This window comes from Caulobacter sp. (assembly GCF_965279145.1).
Taxonomy (GTDB): domain Bacteria; phylum Pseudomonadota; class Alphaproteobacteria; order Caulobacterales; family Caulobacteraceae; genus Caulobacter.
In genome coordinates this window covers 3,438,904-3,455,681 of record NZ_OZ257139.1, presented here as the reverse complement: position 1 = coordinate 3,455,681, position 16,778 = coordinate 3,438,904, and the positions used below count along the sequence as shown (strand labels likewise).

At 66.9% G+C, this 16,778-nt stretch carries 21 protein-coding genes; 12 read left to right on the top strand and 9 right to left on the bottom strand.

The genetic code is table 11. The features are described 5' to 3' along the window. Positions 1 to 3: 3 nt before the first annotated feature. The 4 genes from ccoP to ccoN are packed head-to-tail and all read right to left on the bottom strand — an operon-like array spanning position 4 to position 3,441. Positions 4 to 873, bottom strand: a complete 870-nt coding sequence (gene ccoP / locus ACQY9P_RS16160; protein WP_421738191.1) for a cytochrome-c oxidase, cbb3-type subunit III — start codon at positions 871 to 873, stop codon at positions 4 to 6. Next, a complete protein-coding gene (locus tag ACQY9P_RS16155) occupies positions 873 to 1,040 on the bottom strand; it encodes a cbb3-type cytochrome c oxidase subunit 3 (protein ID WP_421738192.1) in 168 nt (55 codons plus the stop codon). Before ACQY9P_RS16155 ends, ccoP begins: the two co-directional genes overlap by 1 nt. Next, positions 1,037 to 1,780 carry a cytochrome-c oxidase, cbb3-type subunit II gene (gene ccoO, locus ACQY9P_RS16150; protein ID WP_421738193.1) on the bottom strand — a complete coding sequence of 248 codons (744 nt, stop codon included), beginning with the start codon at positions 1,778 to 1,780 and terminating at the stop codon, positions 1,037 to 1,039. Before ccoO ends, ACQY9P_RS16155 begins: the two co-directional genes overlap by 4 nt. A gap of 8 nt (positions 1,781 to 1,788) precedes the next feature. Continuing rightward, on the bottom strand, positions 1,789 to 3,441 hold the full coding sequence (gene ccoN / locus ACQY9P_RS16145; RefSeq protein ID WP_421738194.1) for a cytochrome-c oxidase, cbb3-type subunit I: 1,653 nt from the start codon (positions 3,439 to 3,441) through the stop codon (positions 1,789 to 1,791). Between the two features lie 121 nt (positions 3,442 to 3,562). Here ccoN and ACQY9P_RS16140 point away from each other — a divergent pair, with 121 nt between their 5' ends. Beyond that, positions 3,563 to 3,823 carry a hypothetical protein gene (locus tag ACQY9P_RS16140; RefSeq protein ID WP_421738195.1) on the top strand — a complete coding sequence of 87 codons (261 nt, stop codon included), beginning with the start codon at positions 3,563 to 3,565 and terminating at the stop codon, positions 3,821 to 3,823. Between the two features lie 138 nt (positions 3,824 to 3,961). Here the strand turns inward: ACQY9P_RS16140 and ACQY9P_RS16135 are convergent, their stop codons facing one another. After that, complete coding sequence (locus ACQY9P_RS16135) at positions 3,962 to 4,420, bottom strand: MarR family winged helix-turn-helix transcriptional regulator (RefSeq protein WP_421738196.1); 459 nt, start codon at positions 4,418 to 4,420, stop codon at positions 3,962 to 3,964. A gap of 176 nt (positions 4,421 to 4,596) precedes the next feature. Here ACQY9P_RS16135 and ACQY9P_RS16130 point away from each other — a divergent pair, with 176 nt between their 5' ends. The 8 genes from ACQY9P_RS16130 (at position 4,597) to arfB (ending at position 10,832) form a co-directional block, all read left to right on the top strand. After that, positions 4,597 to 4,965, top strand: a complete 369-nt coding sequence (locus ACQY9P_RS16130; RefSeq protein WP_421738197.1) for a BlaI/MecI/CopY family transcriptional regulator — start codon at positions 4,597 to 4,599, stop codon at positions 4,963 to 4,965. After that, positions 4,955 to 6,919, top strand: coding sequence for an ankyrin repeat domain-containing protein (locus ACQY9P_RS16125; RefSeq protein ID WP_421738198.1), 1,965 nt, complete (start codon positions 4,955 to 4,957; stop codon positions 6,917 to 6,919). Before ACQY9P_RS16130 ends, ACQY9P_RS16125 begins: the two co-directional genes overlap by 11 nt. Positions 6,920 to 6,962: 43 nt before the next feature. Further along, positions 6,963 to 8,501 (top strand): GMC oxidoreductase, encoded by a 1,539-nt coding sequence (locus tag ACQY9P_RS16120; protein ID WP_421738199.1) that lies wholly within the window; start codon positions 6,963 to 6,965, stop codon positions 8,499 to 8,501. Next, positions 8,498 to 8,833, top strand: a complete 336-nt coding sequence (locus ACQY9P_RS16115) for a hypothetical protein (RefSeq protein WP_421738200.1) — start codon at positions 8,498 to 8,500, stop codon at positions 8,831 to 8,833. Before ACQY9P_RS16120 ends, ACQY9P_RS16115 begins: the two co-directional genes overlap by 4 nt. 306 nt (positions 8,834 to 9,139) lie before the next feature. Further along, entirely contained in the window at positions 9,140 to 9,349 is a 210-nt protein-coding gene (locus ACQY9P_RS16110) for a cold-shock protein (protein ID WP_421738201.1), read from the top strand. Between the two features lie 56 nt (positions 9,350 to 9,405). Continuing rightward, positions 9,406 to 9,882, top strand: coding sequence for a DUF6481 family protein (locus ACQY9P_RS16105; RefSeq protein WP_421738202.1), 477 nt, complete (start codon positions 9,406 to 9,408; stop codon positions 9,880 to 9,882). An 81-nt stretch (positions 9,883 to 9,963) separates the two neighbouring features. Continuing rightward, a complete protein-coding gene (locus ACQY9P_RS16100; protein WP_421738320.1) occupies positions 9,964 to 10,413 on the top strand; it encodes a YaiI/YqxD family protein in 450 nt (149 codons plus the stop codon). Then, positions 10,410 to 10,832, top strand: coding sequence for an alternative ribosome rescue aminoacyl-tRNA hydrolase ArfB (arfB, locus tag ACQY9P_RS16095; protein ID WP_421738203.1), 423 nt, complete (start codon positions 10,410 to 10,412; stop codon positions 10,830 to 10,832). The genes ACQY9P_RS16100 and arfB overlap by 4 nt, the downstream gene beginning before the upstream one ends. Here the strand turns inward: arfB and ACQY9P_RS16090 are convergent. The 3 genes from ACQY9P_RS16090 to ACQY9P_RS16080 form a co-directional block, all read right to left on the bottom strand. Continuing rightward, positions 10,829 to 11,344: a MarR family winged helix-turn-helix transcriptional regulator gene (locus tag ACQY9P_RS16090; RefSeq protein ID WP_421738204.1), complete on the bottom strand. Its 516-nt coding sequence runs from the start codon at positions 11,342 to 11,344 to the stop codon at positions 10,829 to 10,831. The genes arfB and ACQY9P_RS16090 overlap by 4 nt on opposite strands. Before the next feature lie 177 nt (positions 11,345 to 11,521). After that, positions 11,522 to 11,734 carry a hypothetical protein gene (locus ACQY9P_RS16085; RefSeq protein WP_421738205.1) on the bottom strand — a complete coding sequence of 71 codons (213 nt, stop codon included), beginning with the start codon at positions 11,732 to 11,734 and terminating at the stop codon, positions 11,522 to 11,524. 49 nt (positions 11,735 to 11,783) lie between these two features. Further along, a complete protein-coding gene (locus tag ACQY9P_RS16080) occupies positions 11,784 to 12,293 on the bottom strand; it encodes a GcrA family cell cycle regulator (RefSeq protein WP_421738206.1) in 510 nt (169 codons plus the stop codon). A 288-nt stretch (positions 12,294 to 12,581) separates the two neighbouring features. On the opposite strand from ACQY9P_RS16080, the gene ACQY9P_RS16075 reads away from it, so the two are divergent. The 3 genes from ACQY9P_RS16075 (at position 12,582) to ACQY9P_RS16065 (ending at position 14,422) form a co-directional block, all read left to right on the top strand. Then, positions 12,582 to 13,118 (top strand): c-type cytochrome, encoded by a 537-nt coding sequence (locus tag ACQY9P_RS16075; protein ID WP_421738207.1) that lies wholly within the window; start codon positions 12,582 to 12,584, stop codon positions 13,116 to 13,118. A gap of 213 nt (positions 13,119 to 13,331) precedes the next feature. Beyond that, positions 13,332 to 14,066 carry a nuclear transport factor 2 family protein gene (locus ACQY9P_RS16070; protein ID WP_421738208.1) on the top strand — a complete coding sequence of 245 codons (735 nt, stop codon included), beginning with the start codon at positions 13,332 to 13,334 and terminating at the stop codon, positions 14,064 to 14,066. 2 nt (positions 14,067 to 14,068) lie between these two features. Further along, the gene (locus ACQY9P_RS16065) at positions 14,069 to 14,422 is read left to right on the top strand and encodes a nuclear transport factor 2 family protein (protein WP_428150467.1); all 354 of its coding nucleotides are present in this window, start codon (positions 14,069 to 14,071) and stop codon (positions 14,420 to 14,422) included. Here ACQY9P_RS16065 and ACQY9P_RS16060 read toward each other — a convergent pair. After that, positions 14,419 to 16,776: a transketolase gene (locus tag ACQY9P_RS16060; RefSeq protein ID WP_421738210.1), complete on the bottom strand. Its 2,358-nt coding sequence runs from the start codon at positions 16,774 to 16,776 to the stop codon at positions 14,419 to 14,421. The two genes, ACQY9P_RS16065 and ACQY9P_RS16060, sit on opposite strands and share 4 nt — an antisense overlap. Positions 16,777 to 16,778 lie beyond the last annotated feature (2 nt).

The following is a 16,778-nucleotide window of genomic DNA, read 5'->3' as shown; positions in this document are numbered from 1 at the left end:
CCCTTATTGACCACCCGCGTTGGCGTGAACATAGACGGCCAGGGCCTTGATGGTCTCAGGGCTGAGACGACCGCCCCAGGTGGGCATGACCCCGCCATTGCCGGCGAAGATCTGACCGCTGATGGCGGCGCGATCGGAACCATAGAGCCAATCGGAGTCCGTCAGGTTGGGCGCGCCAAGCTCCTGGTTTCCGCGGCCGTCGGCGTTGTGGCAGGCCACGCACTGGACGGCGAACACCGGCGCGGCGCGAGCGACCGCGGCGGCGTCGGCCGGACGGCCCGACAGCTTCACGACATATTCCGTCAGGTCGCTGATCTGGGCCGGCGCCAGCAGTTCGTCGCGACCGAAGGCGGGCATCTGCGAGAGACGCGCGCCGGGGTGCCCGGAACGGATGCCGACGGTGATGGTGTGCTGGATGTCCTCCAGCGTACCGCCCCACAGCCAAACGTCGTCGCGCAGGTTGGGATAGCCCTTGCCGCCCGTGCCGCCGATGCCATGGCAGGTGGCGCAGTTGTCGCCGAAGACCGACTGGCCAACCTGCTGGGCGTAGGCCTGCAGCTTGGGGTCCTGTTCGATCTGGGTCAGGCTGGCCTTGCGCATCATGGCCGCGCCCGACCCGCGCTGGAGATCCAGGGCCTTGAGCTCGGTGGCGACCTCGACCCGGTCGGACTTGTGCAGCATGCCCTTGGTGTAGCCATGCAGGCCCGGCCAGGCCGGCATCAGCACCCAGTAGCCGATCGCGAAGGCGATGCAGGCATACCAGGTCCATAGCCACCAGCGTGGCAGCGGGTTGTCGAGCTCACGGATGCCATCCCACTCATGCCCGGTGGTTTCGACGCCGGTGACGTCGTCGGTTTCGCGTTCGAGCGCCATCAGAGCAGCTCCTCGTCTTCCAGCGGCATGCGCGCGGCGTGTTGGAATTCAGCCTTCTTGGAAGGCCTCAGGGCATAGGCGACGCCGGCCAGAAAGATCAGGCCGAAGTAGATCAGTCCGCCTTGTTGGGCGAACCGCGCCACGGTTTCGTAGGTGAGACCGCTCATCGCTGATTCTCCGGGGCCTGGGCCTTGTAGGAGTTGAAGTCGACCAGGGTGCCGAGCATCTGCAGGTAGGCGATGGCGGCATCCATTTCGGTGATCTTGTCGGGATCACCGTCGAAGTCGCGATTGACCACCTTGGCGCCGTAGCGCGCCCGCAGGCCGACCGCGTCCGTCGAGAAGGGATCGGCCTGGGCCTCGAGATCCTTCTTGGCGTTGGCGATCTCGTCCTTGGTGTAGGGCACGCCGACCGTGTGCTGAGCCTTCATCTTGTCGGCGATGTCGCTGTAATCCAGCTCCTTCTTGGCCAGGAACTTGTAGGGCGGCATGACGGACTCAGGCACGACCGACCGGGGATCGGTCAGGTGGTCGCGGTGCCACGAGTCGGAATACTTGCCGCCCACCCGGGCCAGGTCGGGACCGGTGCGCTTGGACCCCCACTGGAACGGGTGGTCGTACATGCTCTCGGCCGCCAGGCTGTAGTGGCCATAGCGCTCGACCTCGTCGCGCAGCGGGCGGATCATCTGCGAGTGGCAGAGATAGCAGCCCTCGCGGACATAGATGTCGCGCCCGGCCAGTTCGAGCGGGGTGTACGGCCGCATGCCGTCCACCTTCTCGATCGTGCTCTGCAGCCAGAACAGCGGGGCGATTTCCACGAGGCCGCCGATCGAGACGACAACCAGGATACCGATGACGAGGAGCAGTGAATGCCGCTCGAACTTGGCGTGATGCTTCCAGACAGACATCGGGGACCTCAGACGATCGCGGGAGCGAGAGTGGCCGGCGTCTGCTCGGACGCGGCTTCGGACGGCATCTGGATCGTGCGCCAGACATTGACGATCATGATCAGGGCGCCGCTCAGGTACATCAGGCCGCCGACCGTGCGGATGACGTTCTCGATGTGCTTGGCGGAAACCGTCTCGATGAAGCTGTAGGCCAGGAAGCCTTGGGGCGTGTATTCGCGCCACATCAGGCCTTCCATGATGCCCGACACCCACATCGCGGCGATGTAGAGCAGGATCCCGGTGGTCGCGATCCAGAAGTGCCACTCGATCAGCTTGTTCGAGTACATGGCGGTCTTCTTCCACAGCCACGGAACCATGCAGTAGATGGCGCCGAAGCTGATGAAGCCGACCCAGCCCAGAGCGCCGGAGTGCACGTGGCCGATGGTCCAGTCAGTGTAGTGGCTCAGCGCGTTGACCGCGCGGATCGACATCACAGGACCTTCGAAGGTGCTCATGCCGTAGAAGGCGATCGAGACGACCATCATCCGGACCACGGGGTCGGTGCGCAGCTTGTCCCAGGCGCCCGAGAGCGTCATCAGGCCGTTGATCATGCCGCCCCAGGACGGCATCCACAGCATGATCGAGAAGGTCATGCCCAGGGTCTGGGCCCACTGCGGCAGCGCCGTGTAGTGCAGGTGGTGCGGGCCGGCCCAGATGTAGATGAAGATCAGGGCCCAGAAGTGCACGATCGACAGGCGATAGCTGTAGACCGGGCGCTCAACGCGCTTGGGCACGAAGTAGTACATCATGGCCAGGAAGCCGGCGGTCAGGAAGAAGCCGACGGCGTTGTGGCCGTACCACCACTGGGTGAGCGCGTCCTGGACGCCCGCGAAGACGCCGTAGGACTTGTGGTTCAGCAGGCCGACCGGAACGGCGGCGTTGTTGACCAGATGCAGCAGGGCGACCGTGACGATGAAGGCCAGGTAGAACCAGTTGGCCACATAGATGTGCGGCTCCTTGCGCTTCCAGATCGTGCCCAGGAAGACCAGCAGATAGGACACCCAGACGATCGTCAGCCAGATGTCGGTGTACCATTCGGGCTCGGCGTATTCCTTGCCCTGGGTCGCGCCCATCAGATAGCCGGTTGCGGCCATGACGATGAACAGCTGGTAGCCCCAGAACACGAACCACGGCGCGATGCCGCCGGCCAGCTTGGCCTTGCAGGTGCGCTGCACGACCCAGAACGACGTCGCGATCAGCGCGTTGCCGCCGAAGGCGAAGATCACCGCCGAGGTGTGGAGCGGTCGCAACCGGCCGAAGTTCAGAAAGCCGAACTCGGGGAAATAGAAAATCCTCGGCCACGACAGCTGGGCGGCGATGACCACGCCGACGAGCAGGCCGGCGGCCGCCCAGAACAGCGTGGCGATAACGCCGGCCTTGATCACGCCATCGGAATAGCGGTCGGGATGATCAACCAGACTCCCGCTGGAGAGACCTGCGTTGAGGGCGAAGGCGGCGATGACGCCAGCCAGGGCCACCGTCTCGGCCTGCAGGCGGAAGATGGGATCGGTCGTCAGACCAGCCCCCATAATCGCGAGAAAGGCTCCGATCACGGAGACCACGAGAAGCACGGCAGCTCCCGCGGGAGGGCCGGCGTTAGTAGTGTTGGGCGGGGCGGACATTCGGACTCCGTTCGGCGAACCTTGCCGTTGGGTCCCACGCTTGACCGAAGGCCACCTTGATCCTTGTCAAAGCCAAGCTGGGTCAATTAGCGGAACATGACGCATCTCGCGGGAGCTTTGCATGTCGATCCCCTTCAAACGCCCTCAACACCAGATCACGCTGGGCCTCGCTGTCGCGGCGCTCGCCAGTTGGGGCGTCGCGCTATGGCAGGCCTTGCCCAGACTGCTGGCGGGCCCGCTGTGCAGCAGCCCGCAGGACGCCTTTTCCCTGGCGGGGCACTGCCCGGCCTGCTTTGTCGCCGCCTTCCTGACCCTGGCCTTCCTGGCCCGACTGACCATCGCCGCGCGCACGGGCGTCCTCGCCCGCCAACGCGCGCGCTGAGTCTCTGAGGGCCGCGCACGCGGCAGGCCCCAAATCGGGGACGTTATGTCGCGGTGATTCGCGAATGGCCGCCCGGATCACTCCACGGATCACCAGGTCCGCCGCCCGGTCCCCGTCCAGCCTGACCTGAAGGGTCGTCTAGCTTGCCTGGGCGGCGACCGCCGCTAGCGCGGCCTCGAAGGCCGTGAAGGCGCGCAGGGTCGTGGCCAGATTGACGTCGCTGACACCGGACAGGACCCGCGACCGCACCGCCTGCAACACATCCTCGACGACCTTGGCCAGGGTCTCGCCCTCGGCCGTCAGGTGCAGGGTCCTGGCCCGACCATCCTGGGGATCGACGCGCCGCTCGACCAGATTGGCGGCGCACAGCTGGTCGAGGATGCGCACCAGCGACGGCCCCTCCACGCCCAGCGCCTCGGCCAGCACGCCCTGGCGCAGTCCACCGCCGGCCCGGGCCAGATGCAGCACCGGAAGGGCCCGGGCGTCGGACATGCCGTGCTCGGCCAGGGCGCGGTTGACCTCTCGGCGATAGACCCGCGCGAGGCGCAGGAGCGAGCCGGTGAAGGCGCCTTCATCGCGAATTCGGGACTGGGACATTTTCCAATAGATAGGTTGCTATCTTTTTTAGATGACATCCTATCGAAATATTTTCAAGCGGGAGACCTGCCGAGACGCGGCGATGTCGTCGGACATTACATTTCGTTTACATCCGTAATCGTCGATTGACCCGATCGATTACGCACGTAAACGTTAGTCCGACACGGAGAACTCCCATGCGGATCAGTACGGCTGAAAGTCAGGTGATGAAGGCGTTGTGGGCCAGGAGCCCGCTCAGCGCCGAGGAGATCATCGCCGCCCTGCCCGCCGGTCAGGACTGGGCGGACGCCACGGTGAAGACCTTGCTGAACAGGCTGCTGAAGAAGGAAGCCATCGCCGCCGAGCGCGACGGTCGCCGCTTCCTGTATCGCCCGCTGGTGGCCCAGGGCGACTATGTGCACGCCGAGAGCCAGGGCCTACTGGACCGCCTGTTCGACGGTCGACTGGCGCCGCTGGTCGCCCATTTCTCGCAACGGGAAAAGCTGAGCAACGAAGACGTGGCCGAACTGCGCCGCCTGCTGGAGCGCCTCGACGATGGCAAGTGACATCCTGGCCCTGCTGGTTCGCACGAACCTGGCGCTGGCCGCCGCCGTCGTTCTGGTCATGACCCTGCGCCGCCCGGTGCGGGCGCTGTTCGGCGCGCGCGCCGCCTATGGACTTTGGCTTGTCGCGCCGCTGGCGATCGTGGCCGTGCTGCTGCCCGCGCGCGTCGTCATGATCGCTTCGTCGCCTCCAACGATCGCCGCGAGCACGCCGCCGACCCCGATGCCGACGCCTCGGCCAGAGCCGAGACCAACACCGGGCTTCCCCACGCCAACCCTGCTCACCGACACGCTCACTGAGCCCTTTCGGCCCCCGCGCCTTGGCGACACCCTCGTCATCATCTGGGGGCTCATCGCCCTGCTGGCGATCGGCGCGCAGGCCGAGCGTCAGCGGCGGTTCCTGAAGTCACTGGGCCGCCTGCGCGGTGAGGATGGACTCTTCCACGCCCAGCACGCCGGCGTCGGTCCGGCCGTGATCGGCGCTTTCGCGCCCAAGGTGGTGTTGCCCGCCGATTTCACCCAGCGCTTCACCGCCGAGGAACAGGCCCTGATCCTGGCCCATGAACGCACGCACCTGTCGACCGGCGACGCCCAGATCAACGCGCTGACCACGGTCCTGCAGTGCCTGTTCTGGTTCAACCCGCTGGTCCACCTGGGCGCCAACCGTCTGCGTGTCGATCAGGAGATCGCCTGCGACGCCGCTGTCCTGATCCGCTTTCCGGAGGCCCGCCGCGCCTATGGCGAGGCGATGCTGAAGACCCAACTGGCGCCCCACGCGCCGCCGCTCGGCTGCCACTGGCCAGCCTCGGCCAACACCCAACTCAAGGAGCGGTTCGTCATGCTGAAGGAACATCGCCACAGCCGCGCCCGTCGCCTCGCCGGCGGCGGCGCCATCGCCGCCCTGGCCCTGGGCGCGAGCTTCGCCGCCTGGGCCGCCCAGCCGGCGCGCGTGGTTCAGGAGGCGCGCGACGACCATCGCCACGCCCTGGTCCAGGCGATCCGCCAGGGCGACGCGGCCAAGGTTCGCGCCCTGATCGCGGCCGGCGACGTCAATGATGCAGCCAACAGCAAGAGCCCCCCGCTGGTCCTCGCGGCGGCGGCGGGACGCCTTGAAACCGTAAAGGCGCTGATCGCGGACGGCGCTTCGGTCGAAGCCACCGCCCAAGGCGACGCGACGCCGCTGATCAGCGCCGTACGCTCCGGCAATCTGGCGATCGTCGCCCTGCTGATCAACAACGGCGCGGACGTGGACCGCGCGGTCCCCGGCGAGGGCACCCCGCTGATCGCCGCCGCCCGCGCCGGCCGAGCCGACCTTGTCGAGCTCCTGCTGAACAACGGCGCGGATGCTAACCTCGCCGCGCACGGCGACGGCGATCCCCTGATCAACGCCGTGCGCTCCGGCGACCTCAAGACCGTCCAGCTCCTCATCAATAACGGCGCGGACACCAATCGCGTCGCCACCGGCGACGGCACGCCCCTGATCGCCGCCGCCCAGGCGGGCCGCACAGACCTGGTCGAACTGCTGCTGAACAATGGCGCGGACGCCAATCTGGCCGCGCGCGGCGATGGCGATCCGCTGATGAACGCGGTGCGCTCGGGCGACCTCCCGACGGTTCGCCAGTTGATCAAGAACGGCGCGAACGTGAACCAGTCCGTGGTCGGCGACGGCAATCCGCTGATCACCGCCGCCGGCAGCGGACGCCTGGATCTCGTCAAGGTGCTGGTCGAGAACGGCGCCGCGGTGGAGTCGTTCGTGCCCGGCGACGAGACCCCGCTGATCAACGCCGCCCAGTCCGGCGACCTGGCGACCGTCGCCTATCTGGTCGACAAGGGCGCCGACGTGAACCGCGCCGTCCCGGCCAATCGCGGCGAGACCCGCTCCCCCCTGGGCGAGGCCGAACGGCGCGGCCACGGCGCGGTGGTCGCCTACCTGAAAGCCAAGGGCGCGCGCGCCTAGCCGCGCGCCCTCACCGCCTCCCGACAATCAGACAGGAAACACGATGGCTTTCATCGACGCCAAAACCTTGCCTGACGCCAGCCGGATCGAGGCCGATCTGGTGATCATCGGCGGCGGCCTGGCGGGCATAACCCTGGCCAGGGAGTTGGCCGGTGGGCCGATCAAGGTCGCCATCCTGGAAAGCGGCGGCCTGGAAATCGACACGGAGAATCAGGCCCTGTACGCCGGCTCGGCCGTGGTCCGGGCGCCGGGCAATGCCGACAAGCCGTTCGACGACTATCCCGTCCAGTCCCGCATCCGCGCCTATGGCGGCTCGGGTCACGTCTGGGGCGGCAAGTGCGCGCCGCTGGATCCCGCCGACTTCGCCGCCCGCGACTGGGCGCCCCATAGCGGCTGGCCGATGAGTCGCGCGCAGATGCAGTCCTTCTATGACCGGGCCTGCGACCTGCTGGAAATCCCCCGGTTTGGCCCCGACAACGCCCTGCCCGCCGATCCGGCCCGCAAGCCGCTGGACCTGGATCCGCGCGACGGCTTCTTTCCGGCTCCGCGCGTGTTCACCCGCTTTTCCGGCGGTGGGGACAAGACGGCGTTCGACGCCTTCCGCACCGATTTCACCAGCGCCCCCAACATCACCGTCTATCTGAACGCCAACGTCACCAGGATCCGACTGAACGCCAAGGGCGACGCGGTCGAGGATCTGGATGTCGGCTGCCTGAACGGCAAACGCCACACCGCCCGAGGCAAGACCTATGTGCTGGCCACGGGCGGGATAGAGAATGTGCGCCTGCTGCTGGCCTCCGGCGGGATCGGCAATCAGAGTGATCTGGTCGGACGTTTCTTCCAGGGGCACGCGACCTATTCGATGGACGGCGACGCCGAGACGGAAGGATCGGCGATCAACGTCTCGCGGACCGAGCCGATGGGCCTGTATCTCAACGCCGGCCGCACCAGCGCCCACTGCGTGATCGGCGGCGGCCTGCCGGCGCAGGACCGGATGAAGACCGGCAACTTCACTCTCACGCTCTATAGCGGCGGCCCGCCGGGATCGGGCTCGCCGACCCAGGCCGAGACCAGGGCTATCCGCCAGACCGCGACCCGCATCGACGGCGTCCAGACCGACGGCCAGCTTCTGGGCTGCTTCGCCATGAGCGAGCACTTCCCCAATCCCGACAGCCGCGTGACCCTGGACACCGAGCGCCTGGATCCATTGGGCGTGCCGCGCATCCGACTGGAATGGACCTATTCCGCCCGGGATTGGGAGAGCTTCGAGCGCAGCACGGCGGGCCTGGGAGACGCCCTGGGCGCGTCCGGACAAGGACGGCTGTGCTGGCCGATCCAGCGGCCCGACTATCTGAAGATCTTCAGCGCGTCACGCCATCACATGGGAACGACGCGGATGAACGCCGATCCGAAAAAGGGCGTGGTCGACGTCGACAGTCGGGTTCATGGCGCAGGCAACCTCTATATCGCCGGCAGTTCGGTGTTCCCCACCTCCGGCATCGCCAATCCCACCCTGACCATCCTGGCCCTGGTCATGCGCCTGGCCGATCATCTGAAGCTTGAGATGGGAGTCTCGCGATGAGCCTTCTCGCCCGCCGCGATCTGCTGGCCGCCCTCGTCGTCCTCGCGGCCGCGCCCGCCCAGGCCAGGGCAGCGCCGACGACTGGCTTCGACGATCTGGATACGGCCGCGGTGGAGCGCATCGGCCGCGCCTGGCTGGCTCTCAACCCGGGAATCAACGCCCCGACCCTGGCCAGGCGCCTTTTCCCCGGCGGACGCGGTCCCGAAACCCTGCCGGACCTGCGCCAGCGCGTTGCGGGGGACTTTCGCGCGGGCGCGGTGTTCGTGCATCTCGGCTGGCGGTTGTCCGAAACCGAAGGCGCGCTTTTCGCGTTGCTGACGCTGGAGATCTAAACGTCGAAAAATAAAATGGCGTCGCGTCCTGTCATGCGACGCCTTTTCCCGAAATAACTCTGACGCCGTCGGAAATTATTCCTCGCTCTGCTCATATATTGCTGAGCTTGGAGCCAAATTTTCGAATTGCATTGCATTTCTCGAATTCGAGGCGCATAAGCATTTTTATTGAATATCGAACTGGCTCGGCTGCTCTCCTCGCTTGCTCTTCGGATCGAGCTCCGGACCTCCAACGATCCTCTCCGACAATTTGATCTCGTGGCCCAATCTCGGGTCCGCGCGTACCTGATCTGAAAGATACAAAACATGGCTACCGGCACCGTGAAGTGGTTCAACTCCACCAAGGGCTTTGGCTTCATTCAACCCGACGACGGCGGCGCCGATGTGTTCGTGCACATCTCGGCCGTTGAACGTTCGAGCCTCGGCTCGCTCGACGAAGGTCAGAAGCTCAACTACGAACTCGAGCGCGACCAGCGCAGCGGCAAGATGTCCGCTGGCCAGCTGACCGCTGCTTAAAGACTAAAGAGGGCCGGGCGGCGAAAGCTACCCGGCCCTTTTTCTATGGCGCTCCGATGAGCGCCCAAGGTGCGACGGCGCGCGAGGAGCTTCTCCTGTGCGGGTCGGGGTTCGGGATTTCCGAAGCCCAGCATTCCCGCCCCGAAATTCTCCTCTACGCTACCGAAGGCTCCATGAACGCACCACACGACACGAACTTTTCCAAACGCCTCGAAACGGCCGCCGCCGCCAAGAAGCTTCTGCTCGACAAGCTACGCCCCAAGGCTGCCGCCACCGACCCGCTGTTCGCGGAACGTGAAGCGATGAAGGCCGCCGAACTCGCCCAGGTCCGTGCTGATCGCAGCCAGGCCCGCGCCGACGCCAAGCAGGCCATCGCCGACAGCGAAGAAGCCAAGCTGGCCGCCCAGGCCGCCCTCGACCTCGACGCCCTCACCGCCAAGCGCGGCGAGCGCAAGGAACGCAAGGCCCTCAGCGCCGCCGAAGCCAAGGCCAAGCGCGACGCCAAGTACGCGGCCCGCAAGAGCCGCAACTAGCACCGAGGCTGGAGGCGGGGTTGAACCCCGCCGCCGCCGTGCTATCGGCAGGACGTGACCGACACCGCCCCCCGCCCGCCCGTGATCTTCATCGACGCCGACGCCTGTCCGGTGAAGGACGAGGTGTACAAGGTCGCCGCCCGTTACGGCCTGAAGACCTTCGTGGTCTCCAACAGCTGGATCCGCGTGCCTTTGACCCCTGCCGTCGAGCAGGTGGTGGTCGACGCCGGCCCCGACATCGCCGACGACTGGATCGCCGAACGCGCCCAGCCGGGCGACGTGGCCGTCACCAACGACATTCCCCTCGCCGACCGGGTGCTGAAGGCCGGCGCCGCGGCGCTCGCGCCCAACGGCCGGATCTTCACGCCAGACATGATCGGCTCGGCCCTGGCCTCGCGCTCGATCGGTGAGCACCTGCGCTCGATGGGCGAGATCACCGGCGGCCCCAAGGCCTTTGGACCCAACGACCGCAGCAAGTTCCTCCAGGCGCTCGACACCGTGGTGGTGAAAGCCACGCGAGGCCGACGATGATCGAGATCACCTCCTGGCTGCGGATCGACGACGACGAGATCATCGAGAAGGCGACGCGCGCCTCGGGGCCCGGCGGCCAGCACGTCAACAAGACCTCGACCGCCATCGAACTGCGGTTTGACGTGCGCAATTCCCCCACCCTGCCCGAAGACGTCAAGGCGCGGCTGGAGACGTTGGGCGGCAGCCGGATGACTCTCGACGGCGTGCTGGTGCTGTTCGCCCAGGGCAGCCGCTCGCAGGAGATGAACCGGCAGGAGGCGCGCGACCGCCTGGTCGAGCTGATCCGAAAGGCCACCGAACGCCCCAAGGCGCGCCGGCCGACCAAGCCGACCTATTCCAGCAAGCTCAAGCGGCTGGAAACCAAGGGAAAGCGCGCCAACGTCAAGTCGCTGCGCGGTCGGCCCAAGGGCGATGACTAGGCCGTCATCGCCTCGGCCCTGGCGCTGAACGCCAGGACGTCCTGCTTGTATTCAGGCTCCTCGATCAGGCCGCCCAGCATCTTGCGCAGATAGCGGGTCATGTTGGCCTGTTCCTCGGCGGTGAGTTCGCCGCAGACTTCCTCGTTTAGCGGCCGGATATCGGTGCGGATCGCGGTCAGGAGATCGTGACCGGCCTGGGTCAGGCGCACCACCACGATGCGGCGGTCGGTGGGCGAGGTCTCGCGGGCCACCAGGCCATCGCGGATCAGGCCGTCGATCGAGCGGGTCAGGGTGGTGCGGTCGCTGGCCGACAGCTTGGCCAGCCGGGTCATCGAGCAGTCGCCGAAACGGCGCAGCGAGACCATGGCGACCCATTTTGGGAAGCTCAGGCCGTGCCGCGCGATGCAATCGGCGGCCAAAGCGCGGCGATGCTGTTCGGTCTGATAGAGCAGGTAGCTGAGGTAGCTGGGCAGCGGCAAGGTGAAGTCTTCCCCGGTTTCCTGGATCCGCATTTCGCCCCCCGGCCAGCGTTGGGCGTCTTCATGTCATGAGGTCCGGGCCCGCGCAATCGTCCCGCTGGGGTCGCGACGTAAAATTGAGCGCGCTTGCACTGGCCCCGGATGGCGGGCGGCAAAAAGCCCCGCGAGACGGCTCTCGCGGGGTTTTTTTGGTCTCGGAAGACGGGACGATCAGGCGTCGCCGGAAGCCCTGCGGGCCCGGGCGCGGCTGAGCCAGTCGTCGGGATAGGTCTCGCGTACGGTGATCGACTTGAACTGGCTGACCGGGATGCGCGCGGCGTCCCCGGGGTTCAGATCGCGCGAGACCGAATGGCCGGCGAACTCTTCGATGATGGTGATCACCTGGCTGCTGCCGGCGGTGTTCTCGATGAGGACCATGTTCATGGGAGTCTACTCAAACAGGCGTTGATGACTTGATGACGGCGAACGAGTCTCAGGCGAGACGGTGCTGAATCCGCTTTTCCGGGATGGTCTGGCGGCTCCAGGTCTCCACCTCGGCGGCCGTCTGGAAGCGGCGGAAGGCGCCCTGGGCGTGCTGGTCGCAATAGGACCCGCGCGAGGTCTTTTCACGGCCGCAGAAACCGAAGTCATTCTGGTCGGGGTTGCCGATCGGCCAGCGGCAGGAGTGGGTCTCAAGACCCAGGATGCTGGCGGTCGGCGCCAGATCGTCCATCGGACGCGCGATGCGCGGCGGGGCGATGCGCGGGGCCAGGGCGATCGTCTCACGGGCCGTGCGGGCCCGCACCTGGAGGCGGCTGGGCGAGCGGACCGATGGGGTCCGTTGACGGACCGGCGTCTCGCGAACGGTGATGCCCAGGCGGTGGACCTTGCCGATGACGGCGCTGCGGCTGACGCCGCCCAGCTGCCTGGCCACCTGGCTGGCGCTCATGCCCTCGAGCCAGAGCTTCTTCAGAACCGCGGTCCGCTCTTCGTTCCAGTCCATGACGTTTTCCCAACCCTTGAACGGGGCAGCCCCCCCGCCTCTCTGGGGTAGGATCATGGTTAACAGCCGTCAAATATTTATGTGCATACCCACGGTTCGCGATTTCACCTTTCATGTTTTGAATCGCGGAGATACCAACAATTGTCGCAGGGGGTTTCCCAATCCGGGTGGCGAAGGTTGACGCCGCAGGATCGCCATACGAGATTTTTTCGGCCCTGATCCGGGGCTGAAATTGAATGTGGCGCGGCGTCGCATAGCTTGCGTCCAAACGTCGCTTGAGGGCCTTTCATGCGTGATCTGAACTACGCCGCCGCCGCGGCGCTCTGCATCGTTTTGGCCGCCTGCTCGAAGGGCGATGACACCGCCGGGAAGTCCTCGACAGCGGCCGCGCCCGAGGCGACCGCCGCGCAGGAGACGCCCGCCGCGCCCGTCGCCGCCACGGGGCCGACGGACGCCGAGAAGGCCGCCGCCCTGGCCGCCCTGCCCGCGCCCTACAACACGGGCGACATCGCCAACGGCCAGGCCAAATTCGCTCTATGCCGTTCGTGTCACACGATCACGGACGGCGGCCCCGACATGACCGGCCCCAATCTGTATGGCGTGTTCGGCCGCAAGGTCGGGACCAAGGCCGGCTACGCCTATTCCGAGCCGGTCAAGGCCGCCGGCTTCATCTGGGACGGCGAGCACCTGGACAAATGGCTGGCCGATCCGCGCGGCTTCATGCCCGGCACCAAGATGTCATTCGCCGGCCTGAAGAACCCCAAGGACCGGATCGATCTGATCGCCTATCTGAAGGTCGAGACGGGCTACAAGCCCGCGCCCTGACATGGCCCGAGCGGAGACTCCGCTGACCGACCTTCCATACGCCGATGATCGCCGCGACCTCGCGGTGGTCGGCTCAGGTCCGCGCGCCAGACTGATGGCGCGCGGACCCACCGGCCCAAGGGGCAAACCTCTGGGTGCGGCAGTTTTACACGCTGCGCGACGCGCTCGTCTCGCGCATGGATGTCACATCTTCGAGGAGCAGGACCTCGCATCATGACGTCCGCGGAAGCCCGCATCATGGCGCTCTATGACGCCTTCAATGGTCGGGATTTCGACGACTTCTTCGATCGGCTGGCGCCCGACGCCGACTGGCCGAACGACATGGACAATACGCGTCTGATCGGCAAGGACGCCATCCGCGCCTACATCCTGCACGACACCGCCTCGCTGCGGGCCGCCTATACGCCCCTCTGCGTGCGCGCGCTGAGCGAGGACAGGGTGGCGGTGATCGTCCAGCAGGTCATCACCAGCACCCATGACGGCTCGGTCTGGTCCAAGACCCGGGCGCGGCATGTCTTCCAGTTGAAGGATGGCCTGGTCTCGCGCCTGGACGCCGAGCAGGGCGGCGGCGGGGCCGAACTGACCAGTCCGCCAGGGCTCCTTCTGACCCGCCTCGACGAGGCCACCGAACGGCAGGATATCGAAGCGGTCATGGCCGTGTTCCATCCGAGGGCGACGATCCCGGACCATCTCGAACACAGGACCATGACGGGGCGCGAGGAAATTCGGGCCTACTATCTTCGCCAGTTCGAGACCATACGTGTCGCCGCTTCGCTGCTGTGGCTGCAACGCCTGACGGAGGACCGCTACGAGGCGATCTCACAGGTGCAGGTGCGCGGCGTCGATGGTGGTTTCTGGTGGGAGGGCCCGGTGCGGGTGGACTATCGCATCCAGGACGGGCAGATCGCCGAGATGGATGTCGCCGAACCCCTGGCGCGAGGAGGCTAGACTTGCGCGCGGAAAGGGCTGTGCTCACCAAAGCCTACGAGGCGTTCAATCGTCGCGATCTGGCCGCGATGGCCTTGACGCTGCACCCCGACGTCGAGTGGCCCGATATCCTTGAGGGTGGCGTCGTCTCCGGCCGGGCGGCCGTGCTCGACTATTTTGCCCGACAGCTCGAGGTGATGGTTCCCGACGCCAGGCTGATCAAGGTGCGGAGCGAGCCGCCCGCGCGCCTGATCGCCGAGCTGCAATATGCCGTCCGGGGCCTGAAGGGCAAACTCTGGTCCGACACTCGCGCGACCCTGGCCTACGACTTTCGCGACGGGTTGATCGTGGGCATGACGCCGATCGACGGATTCTAGGTCAGAAGGTCGGCGCAGGCGTCCAGCACAGCGTCGGCGTCCAGGCGGTATCGGCCATAGAGATCCGGCAGGTCGCCCGACTGGCCGAAGACCTCCAGCCCGAGCGCCCTCACACGCTGCCCGCGCACGGAACCCAGCCAGGACAGGGCCAGGGGCGCGCCGTCGGTCAGGGTGACCAGGCCCGCGTCGCGATCCAGAGGGGCCAGCAGCGTCTCGATGGTGGATGGCGCGCGAACGCCCTCCCCTGTCCAGCGCGAACGGCCTGAGGCGGTCCAGTCGCGATGCAGCACGTCGGCGGACGTCACCGCCAGGAGACCGACCTCGGGCATGTCTTCCGACAGGGCCTCGAACGCCGCCAGGGCCTCGGGAGCCAGGGCGCCGCTGAAGACCAGGGCCAGCCTCGCGCCCGGCGCGGGCGCCTTGAGCCAGTAGGCGCCGTCGATCGTGCCCTGCCGCCAGGCATCGTCGGCGCGCTCGGGCTGAGACATCACGCGGGTCGACAGCCGCAGATAGGTCGAAGCGCCGTCGGGCGCCTGGATCCGGTCGAAGGCGTGAGCCATCAGCACGGCCGTTTCATCGGCATAGGCCGGCTCGTAAGTGTCCAGGCCCGGCTGGGCCATGCCGATCACCGGCCCGTTGATCGACTGGTGCGCGCCGCCCTCCGGGGCCAGGGTCAGGCCGCTGGGCGTGGCGACCAGCAGGAAGCGGGCGTCCTGGTAGCAGGCATAGTTCAGGGCATCGAGGCCGCGGGCGATGAAGGGGTCATACAGCGTGCCCACCGGAAACAGCCGCTCGCCGAACAGCGGCGCGGTCAGGCCCAGGGCCGCCAGCACGATGAAGAGGTTGTTCTCGGCGATGCCCAGCTCGACATGCTGGCCGGTCTCGACCATTGACCAGACCTGGGCCGAGGGAATGCGACGGCGCTTGAAGACGTCCTCGTGCGCGCGGCGATGGAAGACTCCGCGCCGGTTCACGAAGCCGCCCAGGTTGGTCGAGACGGTGACGTCCGGCGAGGTGGTGACCACCCGACCCGAGAACTCGTCGGTGCGACGGGCGATCTCGAACATCACCTTGCCGAACGCGGCTTGGGTCGATTGCTCGCCGCCCCCCGCCACGGCCTCGAGAAGGTCATCGGCCCGGGGCGTCACGATGGCCGGCGCGACGGGTCGGCGGTCCACATCGGCGGCGAACGGCGCCCGGGCGATCAGACCCTTCAGGGCCGTGCGTTCGGCGGCCGACAGACCCGACAGCGGATCCCATTCCTCGCCCTCGACCACGCCCAGGCGGTCGCGCAGCTCGGCGATCTGGGTCGGCGTCATCAGGCCCGAATGGTTGTCCTTGTGCCCCTGGAACGGCAGGCGCAGGCCCTTGACGGTGTAGGCGATGAAAAAGCGCGGGGCGTCGTCCTGGCTGGCGCTTTCGAACGCCTCCAGCAGGGTCTCCAGGCAGTGCCCGCCCAGCTCGGTCATCAGTTCGGCGAGGTCGACGTCCTTGTAAGCGCGGATGAGCCTGAGGGCGTCGGCGTCGCCGGCCAGGTCGGCCGACAGCCGCTCACGCCAGGCCGCGCCGCCCTGATAGGTCAGAGCCGAATAGAGGTCGTTGGGAGCGGTCTCGATCCAGGTCTTCAGGGCCTCGCCGCCAGGACGGGCGAAGGCCTCGCGCTGGCGCTTGGACCATTTCAGCGTCTCGACCTTCCAGCCGGCGGCCTCGAAGATCTCGCCATAGCGGGTGAACATCCGGTCCTGGGTGGTCGCGTCCAGGCTCTGGCGATTGTAGTCGACGATCCACCAGGTGTTGCGAACGTCGTGCTTGCAGGCCTCGATCAGGGCTTCGTAGATGTTGCCCTCGTCCAGCTCGGCGTCGCCCAGCAGCGAGATCATCCGGCCCATGTCCTGCGGCTTCACCGCCCCGCGCGCGGCCAGATAGTCCTGGGCCAGCGAGGCGAAAGCGGTCATGGCCACGCCCAGGCCCACCGAGCCGGTGGAAAAGTCGACGTCGTCGACATCCTTGGTGCGCGACGGATAGGACTGCGCGCCGCCCAGCGCGCGGAAGCGCTTGAGGTTGTCCAGGCTCTGGCGGCCAAAGAGGTGCTGAATGGCGTGGAAGACCGGGCTGGCGTGCGGCTTGACCGCCACCCGGTCCCTGGGCCGAAGCGCCTTCATGTAGAGCGCCGTCATCAGGGTGGTCATCGAGGCGCAGGAGGCCTGGTGACCGCCGACCTTCAAACCGTCCCGGCTCTCACGCAGATGGTTGGCGTTGTGGATCGTCCACGAGGCCAGCCAGAGAATGCGTTCCTCGATACGGCGAAGGAGCGCAATCTCCTGCCGCTTCGCGGTCATTGAGCCGTCAGGCATGC